The sequence below is a fragment of the Lactiplantibacillus daowaiensis genome, assembly GCF_005405085.1.
GTDB lineage: Bacteria > Bacillota > Bacilli > Lactobacillales > Lactobacillaceae > Lactiplantibacillus > Lactiplantibacillus daowaiensis.
Map to the genome: position 1 here is coordinate 70781 of NZ_BJDJ01000002.1, position 16639 is coordinate 87419.

11 protein-coding genes are annotated in these 16639 nt (G+C 43.7%); 6 read left to right on the forward strand and 5 right to left on the reverse strand.

What is annotated here, in order from left to right; all coding sequences use genetic code 11:
* The first annotated feature begins 48 nt into the window (after positions 1-48).
* The 3 genes from FFM75_RS01605 (at position 49) to FFM75_RS01615 (ending at position 2556) form a co-directional block, all read left to right on the forward strand.
* Positions 49-1212 (forward strand): VanZ family protein, encoded by a 1164-nt coding sequence (locus FFM75_RS01605; protein WP_137627448.1) that lies wholly within the window; start codon positions 49-51, stop codon positions 1210-1212.
* 69 nt (positions 1213-1281) lie between these two features.
* Positions 1282-2190, forward strand: a complete 909-nt coding sequence (locus tag FFM75_RS01610; protein WP_137627449.1) for a magnesium transporter CorA family protein — start codon at positions 1282-1284, stop codon at positions 2188-2190.
* Between the two features lie 18 nt (positions 2191-2208).
* Positions 2209-2556: a DUF1801 domain-containing protein gene (locus FFM75_RS01615; protein WP_137627450.1), complete on the forward strand. Its 348-nt coding sequence runs from the start codon at positions 2209-2211 to the stop codon at positions 2554-2556.
* 172 nt (positions 2557-2728) lie between these two features.
* Here the strand turns inward: FFM75_RS01615 and FFM75_RS01620 are convergent, their stop codons facing one another.
* Complete coding sequence (locus FFM75_RS01620) at positions 2729-3790, reverse strand: aspartate-semialdehyde dehydrogenase (protein ID WP_137627451.1); 1062 nt, start codon at positions 3788-3790, stop codon at positions 2729-2731.
* 299 nt (positions 3791-4089) lie between these two features.
* Between FFM75_RS01620 and FFM75_RS01625 the strand changes: the two genes are divergently transcribed.
* Positions 4090-4350, forward strand: coding sequence for a hypothetical protein (locus FFM75_RS01625; protein WP_137627452.1), 261 nt, complete (start codon positions 4090-4092; stop codon positions 4348-4350).
* A gap of 361 nt (positions 4351-4711) precedes the next feature.
* The gene (locus FFM75_RS01630) at positions 4712-5620 is read left to right on the forward strand and encodes a linear amide C-N hydrolase (RefSeq protein ID WP_137627453.1); all 909 of its coding nucleotides are present in this window, start codon (positions 4712-4714) and stop codon (positions 5618-5620) included.
* A gap of 34 nt (positions 5621-5654) precedes the next feature.
* Here FFM75_RS01630 and FFM75_RS01635 read toward each other — a convergent pair whose 3' ends face one another.
* Both FFM75_RS01635 and FFM75_RS01640 read right to left on the reverse strand, forming a co-directional pair.
* On the reverse strand, positions 5655-5876 hold the full coding sequence (locus FFM75_RS01635; RefSeq protein ID WP_137627454.1) for a hypothetical protein: 222 nt from the start codon (positions 5874-5876) through the stop codon (positions 5655-5657).
* Positions 5873-6502: a TMEM175 family protein gene (locus FFM75_RS01640; RefSeq protein ID WP_137627455.1), complete on the reverse strand. Its 630-nt coding sequence runs from the start codon at positions 6500-6502 to the stop codon at positions 5873-5875. Before FFM75_RS01640 ends, FFM75_RS01635 begins: the two co-directional genes overlap by 4 nt.
* Positions 6503-6665: 163 nt before the next feature.
* Between FFM75_RS01640 and FFM75_RS01645 the strand changes: the two genes are divergently transcribed.
* Positions 6666-9431, forward strand: coding sequence for an MMPL family transporter (locus FFM75_RS01645; protein WP_137627456.1), 2766 nt, complete (start codon positions 6666-6668; stop codon positions 9429-9431).
* Positions 9432-9918: 487 nt separating this feature from the next.
* On the opposite strand, the gene FFM75_RS01650 is transcribed toward FFM75_RS01645, so the two are convergent.
* The gene (locus FFM75_RS01650; RefSeq protein WP_137627457.1) at positions 9919-14106 is read right to left on the reverse strand and encodes a mucin-binding protein; all 4188 of its coding nucleotides are present in this window, start codon (positions 14104-14106) and stop codon (positions 9919-9921) included.
* Between the two features lie 391 nt (positions 14107-14497).
* Positions 14498-16273 (reverse strand): SLC13 family permease, encoded by a 1776-nt coding sequence (locus FFM75_RS01655; protein WP_137627458.1) that lies wholly within the window; start codon positions 16271-16273, stop codon positions 14498-14500.
* Positions 16274-16639 lie beyond the last annotated feature (366 nt).

Below are 16639 nucleotides of genomic sequence, written 5' to 3' on the forward strand. Positions count from 1 at the left end.
CAATTCTCCAGTACAATGGGCATAGTCAATTCTCAGGGGGACGCCATTATGCAAAACTTAATTACAAAACTTTACCAACTGGCCAAGTCCAGTCATATCGTGAGTACTTTACTTGAACCAGCTCACATCATTATTTTGGCGTTACCATTTGTGACGTTACTCGTCGCCATTTTAATCTTAGCCGGGCAACTTCACAGCAAACAGACGTTAAGCGAACGCCGAATCGTCAGTACCTATTCCTTTATCTGGTACTTGGCAGCCGCTTACTTACTGATTATTTTGCCATTACCATCACGGAGCTCAGTGGCAAGTTTAACGACCGCTGAATACAATTTGCAGCCCTTTTACTTCGTCACGCAACTTAAATTACTGACTGGGTTTCAATTGAGTAATCCGGCAACTTGGATTGCAACGTTTAAAACATCAACTTTCTTTCAACCGTTTTTTAACGTGTTACTGTTAATGCCATTTGGGGCTTACTTAAAAGCTCGACACCACTGGCCCCTTTGGTTAATCACCTTAGCTAGCTTTGCGCTCTCATTGTTCTTTGAAACGACTCAGCTAACTGGCCTTTACGGGTATTATTCACGGGCTTATCGGATGTTTGATGTTGATGATTTGATTACCAATACATTCGGTGGTTGGCTTGGCGCAGTTGCCTTAGTGATGCTGCCTAAGAAGTGGTGGCAAACCGATCATTCCCGTCAACTACAACATACCGACCATCCAATCAACTGGCGGCGGATCATCGCATTGGTACTGGATTGGGCAGCGATTGCCGCATTTGATGCCGTTTACTTTGTCTTAGTTAAACATTTTAACTGGCCCTTACCACATGATTTTCGCTGGTTATATTTGTTTAATATCTTCTTATTTTTTTGGCTGCCAGCCAAGCTTTGGCATGGTAGCACCATCGGCGGCTGGCTCATGAACAGTCGCATCGTCAGTACCGACGGCACCCCGGCATCGGGATGGCAATTGCTGATTCACTATGGCGGCTTATACCTCGTCAGTTTACCGTTACTCTTTTTAGACTTGTGGTTCTTCAACAAACTCGGCAATGTCCCAAGTCCGGAGTTAAATCGTTGGGACATTTCATTAGTTGCCGTCTCATTAATCTTATTAGTCATCAGTTATGACTTGTTACTCACTTTCTTCAGTCGCCAGCATCAACTTTGGTGTGAACGACTCAGTCATACCACGGTTCATTAAAAAGCCCTTTACGTTCAGGTCCGAAGCATGGTAAATTGGGAGTAAATCAAAAATCTGGAAGTTTGAAAAATGATAAAAGTACAAGCTTTAAGCGACGATTTCCGGTGGGTCGCGGTTAACAATTATACCGATAATGATTACCATCAGCTGATCAATGAAGAGCACGTCACCGATGAAATGCTTGGCTATGCCACCGACCGCCATGAACGTGGCCGGTTGGAATACGATGCCAAAAGTGCGATTACGACCATTATCTTTGACGTGGTCACGAAAAATGCCGATGAAGGTACTTATACAGCGCAGGTGAGCTTTATGTTAGTCGAGCACACCCTACTGACCTTCACGACTGATAACACTGATTTTGTTGAAGATATGCTAGCCGATGTTATCGATGCCGACTGGGAAAAAGTCCAACGGCCAATCGATTATATTTTTGACGTTTTATATAAGTTGTCTCGTCAATATTTCCAGGCAATCAATGCCATCAACAAAGATCGCCAAAATATTCAATTAAAAATGCGCAAACAGATTCAACGCTCTGTGATTATTCAATTAATGGAATTAGAAACCACTTTGGTCTACTTTTTGACATCATTGAAAACCAATAATGACATGTTGCAATCACTCAAACGCTTTGCACCCATAAAACTTTCAACCACGCAAAAAGAGCGCCTCGATGACATCATCGTCGAAGCGCAACAAGGGTTGGAAATGGCCAACATTGCCTCTGATATTATCGGCCGGGTTTCAAACGCCTATTCGAATATCTTAGATAACAGTTTGAACAATACAATGTGGTTACTGACGATTTTCTCCATCGTTTTAACCATTCCCAATATTATCTTTGGCTTCTTTGGTCAAAATGTGGATTTACCATTTACCAAGAATCCATTTGGTTGGGAAATCACGTTAGTCATCGCAGTAGCGGGTTGTGCCCTCACAATCTGGCTCCTACGTCGAAACTCATTTAGAAAATAAAGAAAGCTGGACTCATTAATGCCAAGTCGTACACCAGTTAAAGATACTGCTGAATACATTGCCATAGCCGCACCGGCAGCCCAACCACACTTACAAACGTTGGTCGAGCTGATTACCACAACGTTGCCGCAAGCCACACCCAAAATCAAATGGCACTTACCTTTTTATGAACTGGGGGCGGCCTATGTTAGTGTCGCCGCCTATAAGGCTCACGTTAGTTTGAGTATCTCGGCTGATTTAACCCCCGACGTGCTCGCACAAGCAAAAGCTGCTGGTTATGCGACCGGTCAAAAACGGGTCAATATCACGTTTGATCAAGCAGTCCCAACTGAGCTGGTTAAAGCTGTTTTAAGTCTAATTGCATAGTAAAAGCCCGTATGATTCAAGTTATCGAATCATACGGGCTTTTGTTTTTTGAAACGTGTTCTGCGCGATAGCGGCCTGCGCTTGCTACGCTAGGTGACAATGACGGAAGAACACCGCCATCATCCCCTAGCTAGGCAATGCTCAGCAGCTACCCATCGCGCGCCACACTCTTTTATTGCATGTGCAATAAGCCTAACTTATCCAAATGTTCTGCAATTTGTACTGAGTTCCAAGCGGCACCCTTCAATAAGTTGTCAGAAACATCCCACATATGGAATGCCTTTGGCGTTTCTTGGTCAGGACGGACCCGGCCAACGAAGGTATCCTTGGAGCCTTCAGCGTTGTGAGCTTGTGGATAAATTTGATGATCTGGATCATCTTGTAAGACAATGCCAGGAGCCGCAGCTAAAGCTGCTTGAATTCCCTTAACATCAGCTTTGTCATCTTCAACTTCAAAGTAAACCTCTTCCGAGTGACTTACTGGCACTGGAATCCGGACACAAGTGGCCGTTACTTTGATGTCTTTACTGTCCATATCGCCGCCACACATAATCTTCTTGGTTTCATGGATCATCTTCCATTCTTCATGCGTATACCCGTCTTCTTCAAAGACATCGATTTGTGGTAAGGCATTGAAGGCGATTGGATAATGCTTCTTGTCACCAGAGACTGGTAAGATGCTGGCTTGCATTTCTTTACCGTCTAAGTAAGCTTGCGCTTCGTCCCGTAATTCTTGGACGGCCCGGTTACCCGCACCACTGACCGCTTGGTAAGTTGACACGATAACCCGTTTCAACCCAAAGGCTTTGCGGATTGGGGCTAAGGCAACGACCATTTGAATCGTTGAACAGTTAGGGTTAGCGATAATGCCATGATGTTTGTATAAGGCATCTTCGTTAACTTCTGGGACAACTAATGGGACTTCCGGATCCATCCGGAAAGCACTCGTATTATCAACAACTACGGCGCCACGTTTTACTGCTTCGGGGGCAAATTTCTTAGAAACTGAACCACCCGCTGAGAACAATGCTAAATCAATTCCTTCAAATGATTCAGGCACGGTTTCTTCAACCGTTAAGTCTTGGCCGTTAAACTTCAATTGTTTTCCAGCTGACCGACTTGATGCTAATAATTTTACTGAATTGACTGGTAGACTAGTTTGTTCCACCATTTTGATCATCCGCGCACCAACTGCGCCAGTTGCACCGACAATCGCGACGTTATATCCACTCACAATGAAGACCTCGCTTTGATAGTTATTGAAACTTTATTATAGCACAATTCAAAAAATTAAAAACCAATGAGATTTAAAAAATAATGCCCCACGATCAGATTTAATTGTATCACACTTAACTGTTGACGATTAAACCGTGTCATATCAAGGATTCATCGCTTATCAAGTGTTCACTCACTAATTAAAAAATTGATATTCGCGATGACATTGGAAAGAAACCGTTATCAAATTGATTAACCCGTTTCACTTTAGTTGCCTAATCACCTAAAATAGTTCAGAATATGGGTCGAGGTGAGAAGATGCGATTTAAAAAGCGTACGAAGCGTGTGCGGCTATTTGCCGATGTTAATCATGTTTTAGATACTTTAGAGATGAACTCAGCTAACCTAGTTTCTGAATATTATCATCAGATGACTGCTAAGGGTGTTATTCCTAATGGCTTTCACGCCGACAATCAATCAGGCTGTTCAACTGACCGACCTGATACGGCGCATCAGATGCCAATGATGACAACAATTGATGACTTAGATCAGATGTACGCTAGCCTAAAAGAATGCTAGTCAGTCAACAGTTTGGTCTAGGTAATCTATGACGACATCAGCAGTTAGAGCTTCATCTTATCTAGACTCAAACGGAGACCGTCAATTACGGGCGCCGTTTTTTTTTGCCCTAAACCAGCTGCTAACTATTGGTCCCATCATCTAACCAACATTTAGCGGTAATTTACTCAAAAATGAACTTACTTTGCCCATTGATTAGGTTGATTAACTGGCTGGTTAGGTTATATTAAGGTTTAATGATTAAATGCTAGTTTTCACGATTTTAAATGCGCTGACGACGGCATCATCGCCCGATTAAAGGCTAGCCGAGTTGACCAATTGCCAGCTTGATCGTTAATCCCCCAAAAGGCAGGTTAAGATTATGTGTACCAGTTTTACATATCAGTCTAGTGACCATCATCACTTCTTTGCACGCACGATGGATTTCCCGACCACGACGACTTGGCAACCACTAGCAATTGCCGCTGGATCAACTTATCCAACTGGGCTCGGCACAACGCGAACTGGCACCCTTGCCTGGTTTGGTGGTGGTCGCCATCCGCAAACGACCACCACCAATCTCATGGCTGACGGCATCAATAGCACCGGCTTAGTTTGTGCCGAACTGACTTTACCCCAAGTGGCTCACTATGCAGCGACCCCAGTAGTCGGTCACATTAACTTAACACCACAAGCCTTTATCAACTGGGTGCTCAGTGAACACACGAGTTTGGCTCAAGTCATTGCCGACTTGTCGCTGGTCACACTGATCGATCGTCCTTGGGTCGACCACCAGCCAGTATCCCCGTTTCATTGGCTATTGACTGATTCGACTGGCATGACAGTTGTCATTGAACCAACGGGTGGGCCTTTGCACGCCATCGCCAATCCTAGTGGTATCTTAACTAACACACCAGTCTTAGCAACGCACCTAGCGAACTTGAATCAATTAGTCGGCCTCACTGGAGATGCCTTTACGCCCCAGACCCAACTTGCGATTCAAGCTTACTGTCAAACGCATGCGGTCTTACCCACTGGTACGATTCCGACCACTCGCTTCTTACATACTGCATTACGTCGTTGGGGGCGCGCACCACAAACAGCGTCTAACACGATACCAACATTGTTGAACTGGTTAGATGAAGTCAGCTTACCAGTTGATGCCACCAAACAGCAGCGCCCTTACCATCATGATACGCATTATCAAAGTATCATCGACCTGACGAATCAAACCTACTACTTCCGTGACCAAAAGACTCGTCAACTACAAGTGTTTCAGCTATGCCACTAAAAAAGGTTGCTGACCGTAAAGTCAGCAACCTTTTTTAATGACGTCGTTTTAAGAAATGGTCGAATTGTTCATTCACAACCGCCATCACTTTAGGATCGTGTAAGTCAGCTTGGTCGGCCTCAGTGCCACCAGTGACATCACTGACGACTTGTAAATAACCGAATAAGACTTGACTAGGATCCAAATGATATTGTTGGGCTAATTTAACCGCCAAATCATATCGATCAGGCCCTAATAATGCTGAATAATTACTCATGCTGCGCTTCCTTTCGCTAAAGCCAACTGCTTGCTCATTCGCAAATAAGCTAAAAAGTGAAAAATAATCCCACCGGCTAACAAGATGGCCCCTAGCCAGATCGACCAAAAGGTCCCCACGATTGCCAGACCATAAATCGAGACACTACGTACTGGATCAAATTTGATGACTGCATAAAAGTCAGCAGTCACAGCCGGATTTTTAAGCTCTTGATGGCGGTGCAAATATAAATACATAAAATAGAAGGTTGCCGAAATAAACAACGCCACTAAATCATAAACGATGAAAGCCGTCTGCATATCAGCGCGATTGCGCGTCGTCAATGCATCTGCCACCAATGACATTGGATAATCCAATAAGGTGATACTAAAAAGCATCAGTAAATTCAATATGTTTACGTTCCGGTCAATCCGTTTGAGCATGCTGAAATAATCATGATGGAATAACCACAACGTCCCAACGTAAAAATACGAAAAAGCATACGATAAAAATAGTGGCCACTGCGCTAACAATGCCGTTAACAAATGCCCTTCACGGTATGTTGGAATATGAAACTCTAGCACTAAAATCGTAATTAAAATCGCAAAGATACCATCACTAAACGCCTGAAAACGGTCGATTTTCATGGCACCACCCCTCCCACAATTTTAATAGGATAGCATAATTTACAGTCATTTGCTCAGATTTGTCTTTTCAAGCGGTTACATCATTCAATTGTAATGCAAGCAGCGAGTTTTCTATGGTAGTATTATCATAACGAAATCAATAGATGAGGGGCGTCACATCCACATGAAAAAATTTCTCAAACCGAAATTTTTGTTCTTGGTTTTTTGGATTGTCGTAGTCTTTGTTGGTATCGCGGCGTTGCCAAATGTGCAGTCGTTGATTGATAACCATCAAAGCCAAACGAGCAGCCAAGTTTCCACGGCAAAATTGACGAAGCTACAAAACAAATGGGGGCGCGGTTTAGCGCATACTGACCAGCTTGTATTAGTCTTTAATAATCAACGAACCAAGTTACTGCCAAGTCAGCAAACCAAGATTGACAAGGCCTTAACACAGATTAACAAAAAGGCTAAATATTATGGTATCAAGCAAATCCGGACGATACATACTTCAACTAATGATCAGCAATTATTAACGTCCAACGATGGCTCGACTGAGTTGGCCGTGGTCTCAATTGATACGCAACAATCCGAACTAAAAGTCGTTGCTAATCAATTAAACGATGCCGCTAAAGTCAGCGGTTTAAAGACTTATGTGACCAGTACGAATTTAATTGCCGCACAACGACAACAAGCCCAATTAAATCACACCATTACCATCTTAGTCATTGGCGCGATTTGTGCCCTCTTATTGCTCGGCATTATTTTCCGTTCACTTTTAATTCCATTAATTAACTTATTGATTCAAACAATCGCTTTAATTACGACGACCAGTATCGCCGCAAATGCGGTTGATTTCTGGCGGTTACCATTTGCCGGCAATAGTGTGCTCATAGTAGGTATCGTGGTCCTCGTTTTAAGTACTGTTTTAACCTGGTCATACATGAGCGATTACTTGGCAAATGCCGAGGATGCCGACAGCTTAGAAGCTGATGCCTTGGCGACGCTGGCCTTACAATTTAAGAAATGGTTGATCGTGCTAATCAGCCTCGCGCTGATGGCCGTTGGTTTGAGCTTTACGGCATTACCAGCAGTTGCTTCTAGTTGGATCGTCGCACTAGCCGTCGTCTTAACAACCCTGGCTGTGCCAACCTTAAACTATACCTTCGCTGCCCTTTTAGGTCATGGTTTACGTTGGCCAGGGAATCGGTCTTGGGGGCATCATCCTAAAAATTTATGGGGCCAATTCGGAATCTTTAGTAGTTGGAAACCAGTCTTAGGTTGGTTAGTCGCTTTAATCTTAATCGTGCCCGGACTATGGTTTGCTCGTGCCCAATTTTCCTATGATTCATTGACACCTGACTTACTAGCAACAACGACCAATGCCGAAGATGGTAATCAAGTCATTACCGCTCATTTTGGCGCTGGTGCTGCAACACCAGTCGTTATCAATGTCAACGCTGATCATAACTTAACCACTCAAAACAACTTACAAACGCTTGATGCTTTGACGACTAAATTACAACATGTCGCTGGCGTTAAATCAGTGGTTTCAGTCACGCAACCGACTGGTCAAAAAGTTGCCCAATATTACGTTGGCAATCAGTTAGCCACTATTAATGCCAACTTAGCGGTTAATCAAAAGGATCTTAAAAAGATTCAAAAACAACTAAAAAATAATCAAGAAACGTTGACAAGTGCCCAGGTCGGCCAACAGATCAAAGCGTTAAAGAAACTACAAAAGCAGATTAACAAGTTATCAACTTACAATGAACGTATCTCTAGTTCGTTAGTGAATACCGAAATGACGGCCGGTAACATTACTGGTAAGAATAAACGTAGCCGCAGTGCTTTAAGAACTTTGAACCGGGAATTAAACAAAGCCGATAGCTTAGTTGCTGATATTACTGATTTAACCAGCACCGTTCAAATGAATCAAGATAGTGTCGTCTCAATGTATACTGATACGAACACCAAGCTTAAATCCGTTAAGAAGCGCCTTGCTAAAACGGTTAAATTAGTCGGTACAGTCAATAGTTCCGTCAACTCGACTAGTACGTACTTGGCTAGTTTGAAAGCCAGTGAAGTTGGTAAAGCATTCTATATTCCAGATGATGCTTACAACAGTGACCTCTTCCAAAACAGTTTAACCACGAATACAAGCAAAAATGGTAAGCAAACGCAGTTAATCGTCACCTTTAAAACCGCACCAACTAGTACCACTAGCTTCCATGCATTAAGCGCGGTTAAACAGACGGTTAATGCCAGCTTATTAGCAACACCCCTCTCAAAAGCTGGCATCACGTATAGTGGTGAAACGGTCACGCAAAGCAGCATTCGTAAGACCTTCATCTCTAACTACTTGAAGTGGGGCTTATTAGCCTTCATTCTAATTGGCATCTGCCTCTGGTTAGGCTTGCGTTCAATTGTCCTCAGCGAATACTTGGTCATCGGCTTAGGTGTGATCATTATGGCAAGTTGGGGCTTTACACGCTTGCTTTATACCAGCTTTGCCAATATGGGGAACTTACCTTGGTTGACCCTCATCTGGGGTAGTATCTTATTGACCTTACATTGGTTACTCATTAGTACGGTAACTGTCAATCGCAAAGATTGGTTACATCAGTTCGCCACTGACGATTTGAAACATCATTTTGCCCTTAGTGGTCGCTTGATTCTACCAGTCAGCTTGTTCGAATTGGTCTTCTATTTACCAATGCTCGGGATGCCAGAACAACTGCTACAATCGACTGGCGTGATGTTAGTTGTGGGTATCATCTTAAGCAACCTCATTACCCCATTGATTTTACCAGGTTTGATTGCTTGGACCGTTAATCCACCTAAGTTGAATATGAAGACTTGGGGACCATGGTTCAAACGGCATTTCAAACAACGACCTAAGGCTAAAAAGCCTAAAGCTACTAAATCAGATTCAAATACTAACTCATAAGTTACTTGCGAGTCTGGGACAAGACTTTTAGATACTGATTAGTTGTCGCTGCCGGTCAGCAGTAATTACGACTATCACTTAGACACCATAAAGGAGTCACCGCTAACAATAGAATAGTGGTGGCTCCTTTATGGTACTGTTCAAATAATAAGTGTCATAAAGCACTGACATCCCGGAAGCAAGTTAACATGTGAACGTACCGACGTTGTGCTAAGTCGAGGGGATTTCTCGGCTTAGCACAAGGACGTTTTTTGAGATCAGCGGTCTTGGCTGGGCTCAAAAACGAAGCTGGTGACCGCGCTTTGGCGCAAGCTGGTCCCGGTACGAGAAACATGTTAGCTTGCTAGAGGACACTATTCAAAGACTTTTGTTTCAGACTCATTTTTAAATCAACTAGAAAAACGCCGCCATCGATAGATAAAGCCCGATTGCTTATCTATCGATGGCGGCGTTTAATATGCGACCTAGTCCTAAACCTTACAACAGCTTAGGCATGACGTTTACGAGAAATGAATCCTAATCCGATTAGTAATGCCGCTAATGACACTCCTAATAGTGCAGCATTGAAGCTGGCATCACGATCGTCATTCGTTTGTGGCAAAGTCTTAGCCTTGCTAGCTTGTTGCCGCTGCTGATCATTATTAACAACACCGTTAACTTGGCTAGCGGCGACCGATTGTGCAGTCGTAGTGGTTGCTTGCGTACTTAACGGTACTGGTTGTGAAGGCTTGGCTGATTGAGTTGCTGACTGACTAAGTTGCGCAGCTTGCGGTGTCAATGACTTGCTTTGTTGCTTGGCGACTAAAGTGGTCTTGGTCGTCGGTTGTACAGTCACTGATTTAGCTGGCCGTTTCTCAGTTGTTGATTGCTTAATTTGAGCGGCCTGCGTCTCAGTTGCTGCTTGACCAGGCTGTGGCGTTGTACCTGACACCGATTGACTAGTTTGATCATCAGTCGTCGGCTGGGTCGGTTGTACAGGTTGCGTCGTAGCCACTTTTTGATAAGTCACGGCAACCGTGGCATCACCAGCCGTCACGGTTACGGCATCATCAGCTGGCACAATCGTTTGAGAAGCCGTGTAGCCATCCAGTTGTGGCAGTTTAACTGCTGCATATGTCCCAGTCGTCGCTTGGGTCCCCGCAATCGACCATTGACTATAGGTCACCGTACCAGTGACTTGATCAATCGTCGCAGTCCGGGTAAAGGTGACCGTTTGCGTGGTTGGCGTTGCAAGTTGGTCCCCGTTTGCATCGACATAAGTAATCACCCGTTTAACTTGGGTCGTTAACGCTGACTCGTCAGTCCCGACTGGATATTTAGGACCAGTGGGATTAGTACTATCAATAGCTTGACCCGGTGTGCCAGGATGTGCACTGTCAACACTGGTTGTCTTGTGTGACAACGCAATCTGATACGTTTTAACGACGCCATCTTGATCAAAGGTAATCCCCGTAGTTGGCAAATCTGAATGCGCAACTTGGTAGCCAGCTGCAGCATAACTATCAAGGGCTGCTTGTGGCGAATAAGCACTGGTCGTCCCAAACGCACCGCTAATTGTCGTGGTGACTTTTTGACCAGTGGAGACATCGATAAACGTGACCGTCGCGGTTTCTGTTTTAGCAGTATAAGCCACTTGGACAGTCTGATTTTCAGCACTCGCTGTCGCTGTTGTGGCCTCAACCTCCGTTTGATCTGGCGTGTATCCGGTCACAACTGGTGACGTCACCGCTGCAAAGTTGCCGGTCGTGACACCATCATCCGTCACCCAATCCGTATAGGTTACCACACCAGTAACTTCATCGAGCGTTGCATTACGCTTAAAGGCAAGCGTTTGGGTCAATGCGGGCGTTACTGGTGCTTTAGTTGTGACATCAACGTAATTAATTGTCCGTTTAACGGTGGTATTCAAAGCAGCAGCATCAGTACCCGCTGGATACTTAGGACCAGTTGGATCATTTTCATCAATGGCAGTGCCAGGTGTACCAGGGTTGTCCGCATCGATTGTAACGGTTTTGTGGGTCAACGTAACGGTATATTGTGGCACCGTCCCATCAGTATCATACCCAATGCCAGTACTTGGTATCGTTGAGCTAACCACTTGATAACCGGCTTTTTCATAATCTGCAATTAGCGCGGCGGTCGTTGTTGAATCAGTCGTGCCGTATTGACCACTAATGGCCGTCGTCGCAATTGTCTTATGATCACTTTGATCGTAAAACGTGACTGTTGCATTTTCAGTACTGGCTAAATAAACATATTTAACCACCCCACCGGTCCCAGTTAACGTACCATTAGCAGCTAAGCCTGTATTATCAGAAACCAGCGTATAGCCCGTTTTTGGTTGTGACACTGTCGTATAGGTTAAATAATCACTCGCCGTGGCGTCAGTACCATGACTAGCCTTCCCCGTTGTTGTGACAGTTGCGACAAAATGACCAGCCGCATCTTGCGTACCATAATCATATTCGACAGTCACATCGCCAACCGTTAAGGTTCCAGGAACAACTGTAATATCATAATTTTGATTGATGGCATCCGCTGGATCATAGGTTGCAGTGATGGTTTTAGTGCCGACCGTTTGTAACCCATCAGTCAACGTATATGCTAAAGTCTCACCATTAACGGTCCCAGTGACGGTTGCAGTCAAGTCTTTGGTGGTGCCATCAGCCCAATAAGTTTGGCTTGGAATCGTGATGGTTGCTGCTACCTTGTTGATCGTTAGGGTGCCATCGACCACTGTAATTTGATAATTATGCGTATCAGCACTCGTCGTACTAGTCATCGCATAAGTGCCAGCGGCTGTATACGCTGCCGTCGTCCCATCAGCTCTAGCCACCGCATTAAAGGTTAAATTATCATAGTTAGTCCCACTAGTTACTGTCGCCGTAGTGCCTTGAGCCGCCCCATCATAATCAACAGTTTTCGATGTGGTCGTAACTGTCAAAGCAGTTTTTTGAATCATCGCACTACTAGTGTAGGCATAACTACCATCAGCAGTGTAGCCATCAAAAATAAGGTTTTGACCTAATGCCGCTGTTAAATCCGCAATGCCTTTATCATTTAGCGCAATAGTATAGTTACCGGCATCATGACCAGTTACATTGGTCCCACTCGTATAGATATAATTAAAATCATCAGCGGTTAACACTGTCGTTCCTTTAGCAGCGGTATCATTAGATGCTGCGACAACTTTACCATTACTATCGGTCTTAAAAAGAAGGGACGTATTGTTGCCATAAGCAGTGACCGTTGGCAATGTCGTGGTATCACCACTATAATTTGCTACGACGCTACTTAAATTGAGGACATTATTCGTCACGCCAGCCGTTTTATGTGCCAACACTTTAGGGGTGACTGCGATTTGAAAGCTCACCGGCTCAGTAAAGTCGGCTGAAGTTGGTATATATGACGCAACATCAGTATCAGCTGCAAATGTATAATCAGAAAAACAACCAGCATTATATAATGTCTTAATCTCAGCTTCACCATAGGGCGTTATTGTTAGCGTATAAGTACCGGCATTGGGCAAGTCTGTCCAGACCTGCTCAGGCATAGCTTGTGTCGTAACCCCAGCTTCATTCGTATAATCTACCGTAAAATCGTCGATTAAATCACCATAAGCAATCAACTCATATATTAAGTTAACCTTATTGCCATTAGCATCGCATAAATAATCACCAGCCGCATTCTTAGCATATAACGCCGCATCAGGATCCCCAGTGGCAACGACGTGGTCAGGACCACTTAATACGGCCACACTACTTTCTAGCGTAAATAGATTCTCGTACGCAAAAGTTGGCACCCCCGTCGTAGAAAGTTCCACCGACTTTGTGGCGACAGTATCGGCACGTAATAACATCGAGCGTTGTAATTGCTTATTCGTTACGGCCGTGGCCATCGCCGTCGTCATCGTTGATAACGCCGCCGAATTAAGTTTAGTTGTTGCTACACCAGTTGTTGTCGTATCCGTCGCTTCAACCGTTGTTGTTGCTGCCGGTACGACTGCTTTTGGTGCTGATTCATATGTAGTTGGCTTGCTTTGTGTAGTCGAATTGCTTGAATCAGTATCAGTCACCGTCGAGGTACCCGTGGTTGCCGGTGTGGTTGTCACTGTGGTTGGTGCTGTTGACGAGGCAGTTTCAGTAGTTGTGGTTGCTGTTGCATTAGACGCACTACTAGTTGATGCGGTCACTTTAGCTTGGCTATTTGATGATGTGCCGGTCGCGCTAGTTGACGTCTGACTTGTAGTGTTAGCCTCGTTGGTGGTTGATTTTGGCGTGGTGTCGGTCTCAGACTGCTGACTAGTCTGATCAGCACTAGTTGTTGCCGTATCAGATCCGGTCTTAGTTGTTGCCTGGCTAGTGCTTGATGATGACTCACTAATTGTACTACTACTACTTGATGATGAACTGCTACTTGATGAAGCTGCCGTGCTTGAACCCTTCAAGATCACTGACTGACTGCTAGTTGCTGATGATGAATTAACAGCTGAGCTACTATCGGCGTCACTGACACTACTTTGCGTTGCCGCTTTGACTTGCCCAGGCTGACTAAATGTTAACCCCAGGCCCAGCGAGAACAGCGTAATACCCGCGGTTACCCATCTTCTGCCAGATTTATAAAGCTTATAATGTGTTTTCCCCTCAATACCATACTTCCGATAATTTCTACCCATAACAATGCCTCCAAAATTAATCCCAATTAATTTTTTTCGCTAGTTACGATACCTTTTTAATAATGCTAGCTATGGTTGAATGTAAAGCGGTTATTCAATTCAACCCTTCAACTACTAGTATAGGTTCAAATCAGTTGAAATATCAAGATTAATTATGGTAAAAGATCAATAAAATAATAAGTTAACTTTACTTTCACTAAAAGATTAAGCCTATTTAGGACACTCCGGCCTTAGTATCACGCCTTTTTCAGCCGGTTAGCAGGTCACAATAAAAAATGGTCTGCTCTCACAAACTGCTAAGAACAGGCCACTGCTAGGACGACTTATCTCACAATCGATCGCTTGCATTTAATCCAAGCAACCTAGCGATGATGTTCATCCAATTATTCAACTATAAAATAACATACGCATAATAAGTCACGAGCACACAGATGACCATACAAATCAGATTCAATGGAATCCCAACTTTAAAATAATCCGTGAACTTGTAATGGCCAGGACCATACACAATTAAGTTGGTTTGATAACCAATTGGCGTTGAAAAGTCGGCGGTCGCCGCAATCGTAATCAACATCACTAGCATCATTACTGGCAAGTTAACGATTTTGGCTGCCGAGACCACGATTGGAAACATCAACGATAGTGCCGCAGCATTGGATAAGATAGCGGTCAAGAAGTTGGTGATAAAATACAACAAGAACATGTACACTATCGGGGCCGAGTTCCCCGTCAGTGTCACCAATGATTTAGCGATAAACTTGTCTGCGCCAACGTTAGACATCGCCAAGCCAAGTCCATATGAACTAGCCACTAAAAATAGGACATTCATGTCCACAGCTTTAACCACATCATTGACGGACACACATTTCGTTAAGAATAATAAAACACAGCTCGCAGCTAGACCAACAAATAAATCAATAACGCCGATGGTCGAAGCCGCAATGGTCGCAATCAATAAGACAATCGGTAAAAAGTCTTTATACGTTGGTGAAACATTTTGCGTTGTTTGTGAATTGAAAACATGGATATCTTTTAACGCATCCAATTGGGCAACATCATTATTGGTAATCGCGACCAAATCATCCCCAGCTTTTAAGTTGATCCGGCCAATTTGACCGTGCAATTGCACCGAATTTCGATGAATCGCGACGATGACACTGCCGTAGCGATTCCGAAAATTAGCTGATTTGACCGTTTGATTGATCAACATGGAGTTTTCTGGAATCGACAATTCGACAATTTTGGCCTGTTCATTGGTAATATCTGCCATATTCACTTTTTCAGTACTAGGCATTAAGCCTTTAATTTGCAACAAATCATTAATTTCATTGATTGACCCGGTGAAGTACAGCTTATCACCTAGTTGTAAGTGCATGGCTTGGCTGACCGGGACGATTGGTCGGCCATCACGATTAATCGCCGCTAAAAAGACATTTTCCAAATCTCGTAACCCAGCGGCTTCAACCGTTTGGCCTAAATATTGGAAATCATCACCAATCGACATTTCGATCAAGTAATCATTCGGTACATTCATCACTTCATCAATCGGACTATTTTTATAATTGGGCAACAAGTGATAACCAATCGTCATCAAATAAAAAATCCCGACGATCGTAATCGGAATCCCAACGATAGCTAAATCAAACGTCCCAAATTGTTTTAAATGGTACTTGGACAATAACCCTTGCGCCACTAAGTTGGTGGAGGTCCCTAAGACGGTTAACAACCCGCTTAAAATCGTGGCATACGAAAGTGGAATTAAGAACTTGGACGCTGATAACCCTTTTTCTTTACACCACTTCTGAACCATCGGTGTTAAGGTCGACACAATTGGCGTATTATTCATAAACGGCGAAATTACACTAACCGTTGTTAGTAATTTTAATAGCGCCCCGCGTTCATGCTGGCCATTACCTAAGATCCGGTTAAACAGCCGATTGATCACATTACTTTTCGCAATGGCATATGCAATGATATACATTAACGCAATCGTCGCTAACCCATCGTTAGCAAAGCCTTCCAAGGCATCGCTTGGTGATAAGACGCCAATCAATAATAAGAAACCCAGCGCACACAAAATCACGGCATTCGGGGTCGTTACTTCCATGGCCATTAACACAAAGGTCACGAGTAACGTGATTAATACAATGGCAATTTGAACAGTCATTTACAAAAAACTCCAATCCGCGACTTAGTGAGTCGACGCTTTTGCAACATTTTTAAGCACCCCTACTGGTGCCTAACGGTTGTTATTGCAGTTAGCTAACAGTGATAACTGCTGACAATCTAGCAACTTACAACTATTTATTGTAAGCAACAAATATGCCCAAATTCGCGTCATATTGTGAAAGAGTTGTCCCATAAATCTAGATTTTAAGAAGATTATGTTTAAATTGTTAAGACACTTGACACAAAAAGACAAGTTTGGGATAAAAGCCTTCGAACCAGTAGCCGAAGACTTTTTAAACGAATGTGGATGGCACCTTTTTATTTATGAACACAGTAGTCAAACTGAATCCATATTTGTCGACAA

Bases quoted from the DNA above. Each gene is read 5' to 3' on its own strand.
- FFM75_RS01605 (WP_137627448.1), top strand. From the start codon at position 49: ATGCAAAACTTAATTACAAAACTTTACCAACTGGCCAAGTCCAGTCAT.
- FFM75_RS01610 (WP_137627449.1), top strand. From the start codon at position 1,282: ATGATAAAAGTACAAGCTTTAAGCGACGATTTCCGGTGGGTCGCGGTT.
- FFM75_RS01615 (WP_137627450.1), top strand. From the start codon at position 2,209: ATGCCAAGTCGTACACCAGTTAAAGATACTGCTGAATACATTGCCATA.
- FFM75_RS01625 (WP_137627452.1), top strand. From the start codon at position 4,090: ATGCGATTTAAAAAGCGTACGAAGCGTGTGCGGCTATTTGCCGATGTT.
- FFM75_RS01630 (WP_137627453.1), top strand. From the start codon at position 4,712: ATGTGTACCAGTTTTACATATCAGTCTAGTGACCATCATCACTTCTTT.
- FFM75_RS01635 (WP_137627454.1), bottom strand. From the start codon at position 5,876: ATGAGTAATTATTCAGCATTATTAGGGCCTGATCGATATGATTTGGCG.
- FFM75_RS01640 (WP_137627455.1), bottom strand. From the start codon at position 6,502: ATGAAAATCGACCGTTTTCAGGCGTTTAGTGATGGTATCTTTGCGATT.
- FFM75_RS01645 (WP_137627456.1), top strand. From the start codon at position 6,666: ATGAAAAAATTTCTCAAACCGAAATTTTTGTTCTTGGTTTTTTGGATT.
- FFM75_RS01650 (WP_137627457.1), bottom strand. From the start codon at position 14,106: ATGGGTAGAAATTATCGGAAGTATGGTATTGAGGGGAAAACACATTAT.
- FFM75_RS01655 (WP_137627458.1), bottom strand. From the start codon at position 16,273: ATGACTGTTCAAATTGCCATTGTATTAATCACGTTACTCGTGACCTTT.